The 13,820-nt window shown below is 46.8% G+C and carries 13 protein-coding genes; all 13 read left to right on the forward strand.

Features of this window, described 5'->3' with window-relative positions; translation table 11 throughout:
- Nucleotides 1-155: 155 nt before the first annotated feature.
- Nucleotides 156-911 (forward strand): YebC/PmpR family DNA-binding transcriptional regulator, encoded by a 756-nt coding sequence (locus tag C1I38_RS13220; RefSeq protein ID WP_119776678.1) that lies wholly within the window; start codon nt 156-158, stop codon nt 909-911.
- Nucleotides 912-1,036: 125 nt separating this feature from the next.
- Complete coding sequence (ruvC, locus tag C1I38_RS13225; protein WP_020490869.1) at nt 1,037-1,534, forward strand: crossover junction endodeoxyribonuclease RuvC; 498 nt, start codon at nt 1,037-1,039, stop codon at nt 1,532-1,534.
- Nucleotides 1,531-2,130 (forward strand): Holliday junction branch migration protein RuvA, encoded by a 600-nt coding sequence (ruvA, locus tag C1I38_RS13230; protein ID WP_119776676.1) that lies wholly within the window; start codon nt 1,531-1,533, stop codon nt 2,128-2,130. Before ruvC ends, ruvA begins: the two co-directional genes overlap by 4 nt.
- Nucleotides 2,131-2,724: 594 nt before the next feature.
- Nucleotides 2,725-3,756 (forward strand): Holliday junction branch migration DNA helicase RuvB, encoded by a 1,032-nt coding sequence (gene ruvB / locus C1I38_RS13235; RefSeq protein WP_119776675.1) that lies wholly within the window; start codon nt 2,725-2,727, stop codon nt 3,754-3,756.
- Nucleotides 3,757-3,902: 146 nt separating this feature from the next.
- On the forward strand, nt 3,903-5,252 hold the full coding sequence (locus tag C1I38_RS13240; RefSeq protein WP_119776673.1) for a SpoIID/LytB domain-containing protein: 1,350 nt from the start codon (nt 3,903-3,905) through the stop codon (nt 5,250-5,252).
- A 6-nt stretch (nt 5,253-5,258) separates the two neighbouring features.
- On the forward strand, nt 5,259-6,299 hold the full coding sequence (queA, locus tag C1I38_RS13245) for a tRNA preQ1(34) S-adenosylmethionine ribosyltransferase-isomerase QueA (protein WP_119776672.1): 1,041 nt from the start codon (nt 5,259-5,261) through the stop codon (nt 6,297-6,299).
- Between the two features lie 92 nt (nt 6,300-6,391).
- Nucleotides 6,392-7,513 carry a tRNA guanosine(34) transglycosylase Tgt gene (tgt, locus tag C1I38_RS13250; RefSeq protein ID WP_119776670.1) on the forward strand — a complete coding sequence of 374 codons (1,122 nt, stop codon included), beginning with the start codon at nt 6,392-6,394 and terminating at the stop codon, nt 7,511-7,513.
- A gap of 95 nt (nt 7,514-7,608) precedes the next feature.
- Nucleotides 7,609-7,983 (forward strand): preprotein translocase subunit YajC, encoded by a 375-nt coding sequence (gene yajC / locus C1I38_RS13255; protein ID WP_119776669.1) that lies wholly within the window; start codon nt 7,609-7,611, stop codon nt 7,981-7,983.
- A gap of 159 nt (nt 7,984-8,142) precedes the next feature.
- Nucleotides 8,143-9,384 carry a protein translocase subunit SecD gene (gene secD, locus C1I38_RS13260; RefSeq protein ID WP_119776667.1) on the forward strand — a complete coding sequence of 414 codons (1,242 nt, stop codon included), beginning with the start codon at nt 8,143-8,145 and terminating at the stop codon, nt 9,382-9,384.
- Complete coding sequence (gene secF / locus C1I38_RS13265) at nt 9,385-10,383, forward strand: protein translocase subunit SecF (RefSeq protein ID WP_119776665.1); 999 nt, start codon at nt 9,385-9,387, stop codon at nt 10,381-10,383. It begins immediately after the preceding gene.
- A 290-nt stretch (nt 10,384-10,673) separates the two neighbouring features.
- Nucleotides 10,674-11,405, forward strand: a complete 732-nt coding sequence (locus C1I38_RS13270; RefSeq protein ID WP_119776664.1) for an MBL fold metallo-hydrolase — start codon at nt 10,674-10,676, stop codon at nt 11,403-11,405.
- Nucleotides 11,406-11,555: 150 nt separating this feature from the next.
- Nucleotides 11,556-13,247 carry a biosynthetic-type acetolactate synthase large subunit gene (ilvB, locus tag C1I38_RS13275; protein WP_119776662.1) on the forward strand — a complete coding sequence of 564 codons (1,692 nt, stop codon included), beginning with the start codon at nt 11,556-11,558 and terminating at the stop codon, nt 13,245-13,247.
- Nucleotides 13,248-13,249: 2 nt separating this feature from the next.
- Nucleotides 13,250-13,747, forward strand: a complete 498-nt coding sequence (gene ilvN, locus C1I38_RS13280) for an acetolactate synthase small subunit (protein WP_119776660.1) — start codon at nt 13,250-13,252, stop codon at nt 13,745-13,747.
- The last annotated feature ends 73 nt before the right edge of the window (nt 13,748-13,820 follow it).

A 13,820-nucleotide genomic window follows, 5' to 3' on the forward strand; every position in this document is an offset into this window, starting at 1 on the left:
AATTTGAAAGCGCTTTCAAATTCTTCAAATTCAGATATTTTGCCGCATGGAAGAGTTATAACGAAAGGCTTGAGATTAATCCTTGATTTTTTTTTGCCTGAGTTCCCGCTACATGGTAAAATATATAGGCTATAATGTATCAGGGAGGAATCATTGTGTCAGGTCATTCCAAATGGGCGAATATTAAACATAAAAAAGCTAAAACCGATGCCATCAAAGGCCGGATTTTCACAAAATTAGCCAGAGAGATTATGGTGGCCGCGCGGGCAGGCGGCGCAGACCCGAACGGAAACTTCAGGTTGAAAATTGCGATTGATAATGCCAAGGCGGCCAACCTGCCGAATGACAATATTCAGCGCGCGATCCAGAAAGGCGCCGGAGCAGGAGAAGGCGCCAATTATGAAGAACTGCGTTACGAAGGCTATGGCCCCGGCGGCGTTGCGATCATGGTAGAGCTGATGACGGACAACAGGAACCGGACGGCGTCGGAGATGCGTCACCTTTTTTCGAAAAATGGCGGCAACCTCGGCGAAACCGGCAGTGTCAGCTGGATGTTCACGGAAAAAGGACAGCTTGATGTACCGAAAGAAGATTTGAAGATGGATGAAGATGAAATCATGCTCCTGGCACTTGAGGCAGGTGCTGAGGATGTCGCATCCGAAGATGAAAGCTATGAAATTTTCACTGATCCGGCCGATATGCAGGAAGTCAGGCAAGTGCTGCTGGACAGTATGATACCGATTGAAAATGCGGCCATCAATCTGATTCCAGTCAATCGCGTCGAGATTGCCGATATCGAACAAGCGAAAAAAATCATTAAGTTAATCGATTCGCTGGAGAACCATGATGACGTTCAGAAAGTCTATACAAACTTTGATCTTGCCGAATCACTGGAAGATGCTGATCTCTAAACCGTATCTGCCGCCTGGATAGAACGAATTTAAAATTGAACATGGTACAGGTATAGGACGATAGGTACGATAAGCTTGACAAGGTACTGGAATAACGGAATGAGGATCACAGAAGGAGCAAGAAGATGTTGATTCTTGGCATTGACCCGGGAACTGCCATCATGGGGTACGGACTGATCGAAAAAAACGGCCAAAAGCTTTCTCCAGTCACTTATTCCTGCTGGCGGACACCACCTGATTTGCCGATGCCGGACAGACTCAGGATACTCTATGAATCTCTGGAGGATTTTCTAAGAGAATATTCACCTGATGTGATGGCTGTGGAAGAATTGTTTTTTAACCGCAACACCACGACGGCGATTACAGTTGGGCAGGCCAGGGGAGTCGTTTTATTGGGCGCAGCCCGCCGGAATATTGAAGTATTCGAATATACGCCCTTGCAGGTCAAACAGGCTGTGGTCGGGTACGGTAAAGCGGATAAAAAGCAGATACAGTATATGGTCAAGGCGATCCTGTCGCTGCAGGAAACACCAAAGCCTGATGACACAGCTGATGCGCTGGCCATCGCCATATGTCATGCGCACAGCATAGGACGTCGGATAAATGGAGGAATGCTCAAATGATCGGAATGCTGCGGGGGAATGTGTGGATGGCCGAAGCGGACCGCCTGGTACTGGATGTCGGCGGTGTAGGCTATTTGCTCCATGTTCCGGTAAGTTCGATGGCAAAGATCAGGCAGGGGGAAGAAACAGTCCTGCATACCCATTTAATCATGCGGGAAGATGATTTGTCTTTGTACGGCTTTTTGACCCGGGATGAAAAAGAGCTGTTTCTGCAGCTGCTCAACGTAACCGGGATTGGTCCAAAGGCAGCACTGAGTATTTTGTCGGCTTTTTCTGTCAGTAAGATCAAGACGGCGATTGTCTGTGAGGACGTTTCTCAATTAACCGAAGTCCCCGGAATCGGCGGCAAAACTGCAAAAAGAATCATCCTGGAACTGAAAGAAAAGATTAAGGATGTTGATATCAAAGCCGGAACAGAAGATCTAGGCTCCTTTATCCCGGCCAACGACACCCTGGAGACGCTGCTGGCCTTGGGCTTTTCCCGCTATGAAGCGCGTGATGCCCTGACTAGGGCGGAAAAGAGAGGACTGTCTTCCATGGAGGATCAGCTCAAAGAAGCACTTCGCTTATTGGCAGGACCGCCAGAACATATGTGATACCCTTTGATATACTCGCACATGATTCTCAAATTACTTACACAAATTATTGCTTATCTCTATATCTAAAACCATTATCAGGGCAAGTCTGTGGGCCACAATACCGCTTTTCGGCCGTTGTGCCATCCATGGCACGCCGCTCTTTGCCGTCCATGGCACCGCGGCATTAGGCCATCCGTGGCCGTCAAAAGGCCGCGCTCCGCATCGTGCTCCGCTTACAGCGGAACTGTGGCCCCCGGACTAATCTTAGGTTTTCAAGTAAGTTGGCATGTTGGAAAGTCAGAATGAAGCTCATTCCTGTTGTAAAATGACATTTGACTACGACAACGATTCAGAAGCATAAACTTTGAAATTAAGCTTTTACTAGCTCCAGACTAAGTCTCCGTAATGGAAGACCGGCGTCAAGCGGAGCATGGATTGCGTAGCGCGGCTTTTTTGACGGCCACGGATGGCCTAATGTCGCGATGCCATGGATGGCAAGGAGCGACTCGTCATGGATGGCGCAATAGCCGAAAGCGGTCTTCCATTACGGAGACTTTACCCGAGCAATTTAAAAAACATTTTAAAAAACATTGATTTAAAGGAGGAAAAAACTTGGAAAGAGTCATCACTTCCCTGGAGCGTCCTGAAGACCGGGAATTCGAAGCTTTAAGACCGGGCAGGCTGATGGAATATATCGGACAGGCAAGTATCAAAGAAAACTTAAGCGTCTTTATCCAGGCGGCCCAGAACAGGGGAGAGGCTCTCGACCATGTCCTTCTTTATGGTCCGCCGGGACTTGGCAAGACCACGCTGGCCAATATTATTGCGGCTGAGATGGGAGTTAATATCCGGACGACTTCCGGACCCGCGATTGAAAGACCGGGAGATTTGGCGGCACTTTTGACTTCGCTCGAACCGCGCGATGTGCTGTTCATTGATGAGATTCATCGTCTAAGCAGGACAGCAGAAGAAGTCCTGTATTCAGCGATGGAAGATAATTGTCTGGATATCGTCATTGGCAAAGGGCCGAGTGCCCGTTCCATCAGGCTGTCCCTGTCTCCGTTTACGCTGATTGGCGCGACGACCAGAGCCGGACAGCTCACGTCTCCTTTAAGGGACAGATTCGGGGTCATCAGCCGTCTGGAATTTTATACGACAGAGGAACTGCTGCAGATCGTCGCCAGGGCTTCCCGGATCCTGAAAGTGGATCTGTCGCCGGACGGAGCGGAGGAGATTGCCAAGCGTTCCAGAGGGACACCGCGGGTCGCTAACAGGCTGCTCAAAAGGGTAAGGGACTATGCGCAGTTCTGGGGAAGCAGGATTGTTGACTCTCAGACGGCAGCCAAAGCAATGGATAAGCTCGAAGTTGATCCGATGGGCCTGGACAGTCTGGACCAGAAAATTTTGCTGGCCATTATCCGGAATTTTGACGGAGGACCGGTTGGTCTGGAAACGCTGGCAGCTACTGTAGGTGAAGAGGCCGAGACCCTGGAAGATGTTGTGGAACCATTTTTGCTGCAGAGAGGTTTTCTGCAGCGGACACCAAGAGGTAGAATGGTAACGAACCAGGTCTACAACTATTTTGGAATGGATCTTCCGGCGAATGTACAGACGGGACTTTTTTGCGAATCAGAAAGTAAATAGCTTTCTGATTCATTTAAGGGCAACTAAGGCTTTCGCCAGCGTCAAAGGCTTGGAGTAAGTCAAGCTTTCTATAGGAAAATAATTGAATATACTGAACGATAGTTGGGCAATCTGTTTAACAGCCGGATAGTGAAGGAGTCGATCAAATGTTTTTCCATGGCTGCGGTGTTAAACAGAGCGCTTTTTTGTCTAAAGCTTTTTGCCTATTATTTGTTGTAATGCTTTTTTTGATTACCCTGACACCGAATGCAGCGCTTGCAAGGGAGGTAACTGTGAAGCTTGTCTGGCAGTTTCCTGAAACCAGCTGGTTGGAAATTGAAGTCAGACAGGGCAGTTATACCCTCGACTATAATGATTTCAGCGTCAGCCTAACAGCCGGGGACCGTTGTCAGATCGGCCAGAGCAGTATGGCAAATTTCCTGGCTGTCGGTGATCGGTTCGTGATTCTGGAGAAAAATAAAATTAAGCTTACCTCCAAGAATCAGGGCATTTTTCGGATCAGAGAACCCGAAAAGGATTGGATCAGCTACCGCGGAAATCTTTCTATTGTGAAAGAAAACGGTTGCTGGAAACTGTATAATTCACTTGAGCAGGAAGACTACTTGAAAGGAGTCGTTCCGATAGAGATGAGCAATGCCTGGGCCGCAAAAGGTTTCGAAGCCCTGAAAGCGCAGGCGGTCGCCGCAAGGACATATTTGCTGAAAAATATAAACGATGGTGTTATCACGGATTCACCCGATATCCATCAGGCTTACCTCGGCAAATCTGTGGAAGGGGCAGCCAGCCAGGCGGTGACTGCAACGACGGGAGAGGTTCTGGCTGATCAGGATACCGGCAGACCCATTTCAATTTTCTACTCTTCGCATAACGGCGGTTATATGGAGGCCCCTCAGAATGTCTGGCAAAATCAGGACGCTCATTATACGTCTACTCCGGATCCATTTTCCAACGGCATTGGGGGTTATACCGACCACTGGAGGTTTGTGATTGCCGCGGATGTTCTTGGAAAAGCTTTTGATCTGGCCCCTGTAAGACAGGTGAAACTGGCGAAATATGTATCGGGCCGCGTATACCGTGTCGTGCTTCAAGATTGGTTAGGCAACGAAAAAACGGTATCCGGCGGGGATTTTGTCCGCAAATTTTATCCTGAAGGATCTCTATCAAGTGATTCTTTCCTTGGAAGACTATTTAAGGTAGAATATATCATGCCTGTACTTCAGAAAAATACCCCGGAGATTTGTTTGACTGGGAATCCTTCGGCAGGGACCTCCGCGGAAAAAGGCACTGGTCCACTGCTCTCCAGGATCAAAAGCTCCAATGACGGTATAGCAGAAAAACCTGGAATATACGGTGTATTTGTTTTCAATGGCAGGGGCTGGGGGCACGGCGTCGGGATGTCCCAATGGGGTGCCTATGATATGGCAATGCAAGGCTATTCTTATCAGGATATCCTAAACTATTACTATAAAAATATTGATTTGGTGAAAATGGAGTAGCAGAGAATGAGGTTGGAGGATTTTGAATACGACTTGCCGGAAAGACTGATTGCTCAAACACCGGCAGAACCGCGGGATTCATCAAGGCTGATGCTGGTGGATAAAGCCAAAGGTGAAATATTTCATTACTTATTCCAGGATATTGTGCAATTCTTTAATGCGGGAGACGTGCTTGTCTTGAACAAGACTAGGGTGATTCCGGCCAGATTAATTGGGGAAAAAGAAGGTACCGGAGCAAAAATTGAGGTGCTCCTGCTAAAGAGAATAGACAGGGATCGCTGGGAAGTCCTGGTTAGACCCGGCAAAAGGCTAAAACCGGGTCAAAACGTTATTTTCGGGGGAGGACTTTTGTACGGGGAACTGATCGAAATTCTTGACGATGGAAACAGGATCATCCGTTTTACGTATTCAGGCCTGTTTGAGGAAGTCCTGGACAGTCTCGGCGAGATGCCTTTACCTCCGTATATCACAGCAAAATTAAACGATAAAGAGCGGTATCAGACTGTTTATGCCAAAGAAAATGGTTCGGCTGCGGCGCCTACGGCAGGCCTGCATTTTACGGAAGAGCTGCTGCACAGGATTAGGGACAACGGAGTAGAGGTTCTTGAAGTCCTGTTGCATGTCGGTCTGGGAACGTTTCGGCCGGTAAAGACGGAAGAAATCACCGAACACCAAATGCACACGGAATATTTCAGCATTGATTCTGAGACTGCCGCCAGAATCTCTCTGGCCAAAAAAGAAGGCCGCAGGGTGATTGCGGTTGGGACAACCGTGGTCCGGACATTGGAATCCGCTGCAGGACTTTGTCAGGATGCTTCCAGGAATGTGCTGTCCGAGACCGAAGGCTGGACGGATATTTTTATCTACCCCGGATATCAATTCAAAATTGTCGATGCCTTAATCACAAATTTCCACTTTCCGCGCTCGACACTGCTGATGCTGGTCAGTGCATTTGCAGGTCGGGAATTGATTCTGAAAGCGTATCAGACTGCAGTCCGTGAGGAATATCGTTTTTTCAGTTTCGGGGACGCTATGTTTTTAGTTTAACATGGGGAGAATACACGCATTCTAGTTCTCGTTAATACATGGAGAATGCCATGTTTCAGGGTTAATTTAACAAATAGAGAGGAAGAAATGTTTTGGCGGCCGTTAAACTGGAAATACTAAAGAAAGACACCCGTACCAAGGCCCGTCTGGGAAGACTTCATACCCCTCATGGCATGATAGAGACGCCTGTGTTTATGCCTGTAGGAACTCAGGCTACCGTAAAATCGGTTAGCCCAGAAGAACTGAAGATGCTCGGAGCCGACATAATTTTAAGCAATACCTATCATCTGTTTTTGCGTCCGGGTCACGAACTGATTAAACACGCAGGCGGCCTGCATAGATTTATGAACTGGGATGGCGCGATTTTGACCGACAGCGGAGGGTTCCAGGTTTTCAGTCTCGGGGATTTACGGAAAATCACCGAAGAGGGCGTGGAATTTCGTTCTCATCTTGATGGCTCCAAACAGTTCTTAAGTCCGGAGAAAGCGACGGAAATTCAAATTGCTCTTGGTTCGGATATTGTGATGGCTTTTGATGAGTGCACGCCTTACCCGGCAACCCGGGAGTACACGGAAAAATCCGCTGAACGGACCTTCCGCTGGCTGCAGCGCTGCAAAAACACGCTGACTTCCACCGATCGTCAGGCCCTTTTTGGCATTGTCCAGGGAGGAATGTATGAGGATCTCCGCAAACAAAGCGCTCAGGAAATTACCGGACTTGATCTGCCTGGGTATGCACTGGGGGGCTTGAGTGTCGGGGAACCTAAAGAACTGATGTACGAAGTGCTGGATTATACCGTTCCGCTGCTACCCGAAGCCAAACCAAGATATCTGATGGGTGTGGGCTCACCTGATGACTTAATCGAGGGCGTCATGCATGGCATTGATATGTTTGACTGTGTACTGCCGACGCGTATTGCCCGAAATGGGACAGCAATGACGAGGTTTGGTAAGGTTGTGGTCCGTAATGCCACCTATGCTGACGATTTTACGCCGATTGATTCGACCTGCAGCTGTTATACCTGTCGGAATTATTCCCGGGCGTATATCCGGCACCTGATCAAAGCGGATGAGATTTTCGGACACAGGCTGATGACGATCCATAACCTGCACTTTCTGACTCATTTAATGGAAGGAATCCGTCAGGCGATTGCCGAAGATCGGCTTCCGGAATACCGGAAACAATTTTTTGCGGACTACGGTTATGAAAAATAATCTAAATACATGCTGAATTTACGGAATAAAGATGATATAATCAGGTATAGTATGCATATTTAGGTAATTTACAATTTAAGGGGGATTCTTTACTTATGGATCAAAGTACGACAACGATGATGTATTTTGCAGTATTTGTTATTATGATTATCTTTATGTTTGTTTTGCCGAGCAGAAAGCAGAAACAAGAGCGGCAGAGACTGATGGAGTCCATTAAAATCAAGGCTAAAGTCATAACGATTGGCGGAATATTAGGTACCATTACCAAAATAAAAGAAGATACGGTTGTCATCAAGATTGCCAGCAATGTTGAAATTGAAATACTTAAGTCTGCGATCAAAAGTGCCGAGGGCGGCAAAGAAACGCCTGTCAAGACTCATAAGAAAAATAAGCCTGAACCCGAAGAAGAGGCTGAAGAAACCGAAGAAATCGATGAAGATAACGATACCAAGGTTAAAGACGATAAATAAGCTGCGTTAAAAAACAGTTTCGTTTACGGAAATTTGATTCCAAATATAAGCAAGTGCCGAAACACTTGCTTATTGCTTTGAAATTGACACCTCAAATGCAAAAAGGATATAATAATGCTTGTATGGGAGAGTCCCTTTATTCTATTAGGAGGAAAAAGGATGAAACGGGGAAATACTTTAAAACTTGCAATAGCCGTAATTCTAGTTGCTGTTGTGGTATTCTTTTCGATCCAGCCGCTGACAGATTCTAAAAGCGGGATTCCGCTGGGACTTGATTTACGCGGTGGCGTTCATCTGGTTTTACAGGCGGAGATGGGTAAAGACGGTGCAGAGATTACCAACGACGATATGGATAAAGCGCGGGCTGTCATTGAAGAACGTGTCAACGGGCTCGGAGTAGCCGAACCTTATATTCAGACGAACTATGACAAAAAGAGAATTATTGTTGAGCTGGCCGGAGTCGCTGATCCCGATGAGGCTGTTAAAGTCCTGCAAACAACCGCTAAGCTGACTTTCCGGGATCCCCAGGGAAATATCCTGATGGACGGTTCCCTATTGAAGGATGCTAAGGCAGCAGTCGATACCTCGAACGGCGGCACGGATTATGTTGTGCAAATATCATTTGCTTCTGAGGGTACCACGAAGTTTGCTGATATTACAACGAAATATCTTAATCAGAAAATTGGTATCTATCTGGATGAGCGAAAGATCCAGGATCCGGTAGTTTCTGTGCCGATTGTAGACGGACAAGGCCAGATCCAAGGCTATTCCTCCCTGGAAGAAGCAGCTCAGTATGCCGTCATGTTCCGTTCCGGTGCGTTGCCAGTCAGTATGAGCATTGTTGAAAAAAACCAGGTAGGCGCACTTTTGGGTGCTGATTCCCTGAATAAGAGCCTAAATGCGTGCGTCATTGCACTGATCTTTATTTTCTTATTCATGCTGCTGCTCTATCGTTTACCAGGGCTGGTCGCTGATTTTTCTCTTGTGGTCTTTTCAGTGATTGTACTCTGGGTTTTATACGGGATTGGGACGGTTCTTACCTTGCCAGGCATTGCAGGGTTTGTCTTATCCATTGGAATGGCCGTCGATTTGAATATTATTGTCTACGAAAGAATCAAGGAAGAACTAAAGCTTGGCAAATCGCTGCGGGCTGCCGTGGATGCCGGATTCAGCCGGGCCTTCATTACGGTGTTTGACTCTAATATTACGACCATTTTTGCTGCTCTGGCATTATTCCTGCTCGGTTCTGCTTCGATCAAAGGTTTTGCAATTACGCTGATTGTCGGTATCGTTGCGAGCCTGTTTACGGCTATTACGTTTACCCGCTGGATTATGCGCTGGATTGTTGGAATCAACCCGCGGATGAGCAAATGGCTGTTTGGCGTAAAGGAGGTAAAATAAGTGGCTGACAAGTATAAAGACAAAAAAACACCTAAAAATGCGGCCCCGGTCGTTACCCCTGCCGCCAGCGAAGCCAGTTACGATGATGTCAAACATGAACATAGACTGTATTTTAATATTGTAAAAAAACGCTATATCTGGTTTGTCTTATCTTTGATTCTTCTGATTCCTGGTATTACTTCGCTTTGTACGCAGGGACTGAATCTCAGCATCGACTATAAAGGCGGTTCGATGTTCAATATTCAGTTTAACGAAAAAGTAACCCAGGCGGATATCAACCAGGCCGTGGATTCTGTTGGGCTGACCGGTAGCGTACAGCTGACAAATGGTGACATTTCGGCTATCGTCAGAACGGAAGCTTTGGATCAGACCAAGAGGGACGAGCTTCTGGCGGCAATTCAGAAACAGGCTGGAACGTTCGATATAAAAAATGTTGAAGAACAGCTTGTTCAGCCTGCTATCGGCAACGAACTGAAATCGGGAGCGATGAAGTCGCTGGCGGTTGCGTCTGTTTTGATTCTGATTTATGTTTCGTTCCGTTTCCGTTTTGTGTATGCTGCTTCGAGCGTCATTGCGCTTCTGCATGATATACTTATTACTTTGGGCTTGTTCTCAATATTCCAGTGGGAAATTGATGCAGCGTTCATCGCGGCAATTCTCACCATCTTTGGTTATTCGATTAATGATACCGTCGTCATCTATGACCGTATCAGAGAGAATGAAAGACGCATGAAAAAGAAAGACAGCTTCGAGGATATGGTGGACAAATCTGTCTGGCAGACGATGGGCCGTTCCGTAAAGACTGTCTGCACCGTGCTGATTGCTCTGCTCGCAATATTCTTCCTGGGCGGAGAATCGACCAGAACCTTCTCCCTGGCAATGATTATCGGCGTATTTTTCGGGGCCTATTCATCCATTTGCATTGCCAGCCAGCTTGTCGTTGAGATTAAAAAGAGAACCAGCGAAGACAATAAAAAAGATAATCCGGCTGAAAGCTAAATTCATGCTATCATTCAAGGATCCCGGATTTTCCGGGGTCCTTTTTGACATTCATGGAGAAGTTAATGCTGCCGGAGCAGTGCCAAGGACAGCAAAGAGAAGCGTTATTGCTGATATAATTCATACATAATTACATAATACTAGTCTCCATAATGTATAGACAGCGTAAGCGGAGCATGGATTGCGCAGCGCGGCTATTTGCGCCACGGAGGGTGCAACTTGCCGAAAGCGGCTATACATTATGGAGACCAGCCCAAGTAATATATGACACTTAGAAAGGGCGAGAATTAATGAAGCTAACAGTTCTAGGCTGCTGGGGAGCATATCCCGAAGCAGGAGAGGCAACATCCGGGTATCTTTTACAGACAGGCAGGCATACAGTCCTGTTGGACTGCGGCAGCGGGGTATTGGCAAATTTATGGAAGCATGTTTCCCACGAGCAGATCGACGCGGTTTTTATTTCCCATTTTCACCATGACCATACGGCAGATCTCGGATGCCTTCTATATGCGAGCAAATTTGCGTTTGCGTTTAAGAAAAGAACACAGCCGCTTCCTGTTTATGCGAGTAATCAGCCGGGATGCTTTAAGGAATTGACCTTTGGTGAATATAGCAGCGGTATCGAAATAAAGTCGGATACGGTTCTCGATCTTGACGGTTTGAAAGTTTCCTTTGCTCCAACCGTCCATGATGCCTATAACCTGGCAATGAAGCTTGAATATGCCGGTAAAGTCCTGATCTATACCGGTGATCTTGGGCCTGCATCTGATTTAAGCCAGTTTGAAGGCGGAGCAGATCTATTGATTACTGAATCAAGCCTATATGCCCATGAAACCGGCTTATTCCAGGGGCATCTGACCTCTACCGAAGCTGCGGCCCTGGCCAGACGTATCGACGCAAAAGCACTTCTTCTGACCCATTTCCCGCATATTGGTGAAACAGCAAAGTTGGCAGATGAAGCTTCCCAGTATTATGCCGGCAAAATCTATTTGGCAAAAACCAATCTTACAGTAGAATTCTAATTGGAGACAGTGTGCGTCTTTCATTTAAGTTAATAAACAACAAGTAAGTTAATAAACAACATGAACAATGAATAGACTGAACTGATATAGTTCGTGCATTTATTTGCGTTCTGTACTATAATACAGACAAGAGAGAGGAGAGATAGCAGAATGAAAATGACCGGAGCACAAGCAATCATCGAATGTCTTAAAAAGGAAGATGTACAAGTCGTTTTTGGCTATCCCGGCGGATCGGTCTTAACTTTGTATGATGCGCTGTATATGTCCGAATTTCCTCATGTTCTGCCAAGACATGAACAGGGCGCAATCCATGCTGCCGACGGTTACGCCAGGGCAACAGGCAAGGTCGGCGTGTGTATGGCGACTTCCGGCCCTGGGGCCACGAATCTTATCACTGGAATTGCCACAGCCTATATGGATTCTGTTCCGCTGGTGCTGATTACCGGTCAGGTTGCCGTACCTTTTTTAGGGCGGGATTCCTTTCAAGAAGCGGATATACGCGGGATTACAACCCCGATTACCAAACATAATTACCTGGTTAGGGATGTCAGGGATTTGCCGAAGACCGTGAAAGAAGCTTTTCATATTGCACGTACGGGCCGTCCGGGTCCTGTTTTAATTGATATTCCGAAAAATATCTTTGCTGAAGAAATAGATTTTGCGTATCCCGCAGAGGTTAATTTAAGAGGTTATACCCCGATCTCCGAGGGAGATAGCCGGACGATGGATGCCGTATTTGACGAGCTTAAATTTGCCCAAAAGCCTTTGTTTTTTGTTGGGGGCGGCCTGAATCTGTCGGATACTTCTGAGATCATGCGAAAAATAGTAGCCTATACCGGGGTACCAACAGTCTCGAGCCTGATGGGGCTGGGCTGTATCTTGAGCAATGATCCTCGCTTTTTTGGCATGATCGGGATGCACGGCACATATGCCGGAAATATGTCCACCACCGAGACGGACCTGCTGATTGGAATCGGCGTGCGTTTCGATGACCGGGTCACAGGACGGTTAGATCAGTTTGCTTCTAACGCTAAAATTGTGCATTTTGATATTGATCCGGCTGAAATCAATAAAAATGTCCGGGCAAATATCCGGGTGATTGGCGATCTGCGTTGGACACTCGAGAAGTTCTATCAAAAACTGCAGGAAAAACCTGCTCAAGAATGGCAAGATCAGTTTAAGCCGTGGCTAGAAAAGCTGTCTGGCTGGAAAAAAGAAAAGCCGCTCATGTATAAAAAAGATACGGATGAAATATTGCCACAGCCTGTCATTGAAAAGATCTGTGAAATCACAGAAGGTAACGCTGTTATTGTTACGGACGTAGGCCAAAATCAAATGTGGACCGCCCAGTTCTACGGTTTTAAACACCCAAGGTCACTGTTGACTTCCGGAGGACTTGGAACGATGGGTTACGGCCTTCCGGCTTCCATGGGAGCCCAGGTCGGGAAGCCAAATAAGAAGGTCATTTGCATATGCGGCGACGGAGGCTTCATGATGAATTGCCAGGAGCTGATGACGATTGCTGACTTAAATTTGTCTGTCAAAGTCATGATCTTAAATAACCGGTCTTTGGGAATGGTTGCCCAATGGCAGCGGGAATTCTACAACAGCCATTATGCACATTCCTGTATGAGAACGAAAGCAGATTTCGTCCAGATCGCCAAGGCGATGGGCGTTCCTGCCGTCCGTCTTGATAAGAAAGAAGAAATTGAAGCTGTACTGAAAAAAGCAATCTTCTCGGAAGGCCCGTTCCTGGTAGATATCCGTATTCCTGAAGAAGAGGATGTTTTGCCGATGGTTCCGACCGGGGCCGGTTTAAACCAAATGATATTGGGGGGCTGAAAATGAAACATACCTTAGTCGTATTGGTGGAAAATAAACCGGGTGTTTTGACCCATGTTTCCGGGTTGATCAGTCGGAGGAATTTTAATATCGAAAGCATTAACGCCGGCTATACCGAGGAAGCCGACATGTCCAGAATCACCATTGAGGTTGATGCTGATGATGAATATGAATTGGAACAGGTTGTTAATCAGCTCTCCAAGCTAATTGATGTAATCAAAATCATTGATCTTACAGGAAAGGACAGGGTACACAGAGACCTGGCCTTAATCAAGGTGAAGGCTTCACCGGAAAACAGGGCAGAAATTATAAACCTCGCCGAAATTTTCCGGGCCCATATTGTCGATGTCAATAAAGAGACCATGATCATCGAGCTGACCGGTGAAGATGTCAAAATTGATGCGATTTGCGAACTGCTGGATGACTACGGAATCATTGAAATTGTCAGAACCGGCAAGATAGCGATCTGCCGGGGACCCAAGGCTGCCAAAGATGTCTAACATAATATTTGAGTGTAACTGTGGGTCCCGGATGCCCCGCAGTTCCTGTTATATTCGTAATAAATAAGGCCCC

The organism is Dehalobacter sp. 12DCB1 (assembly GCF_004343605.1).
Classification (GTDB): Bacteria; Bacillota; Desulfitobacteriia; order Desulfitobacteriales; family Syntrophobotulaceae; genus Dehalobacter.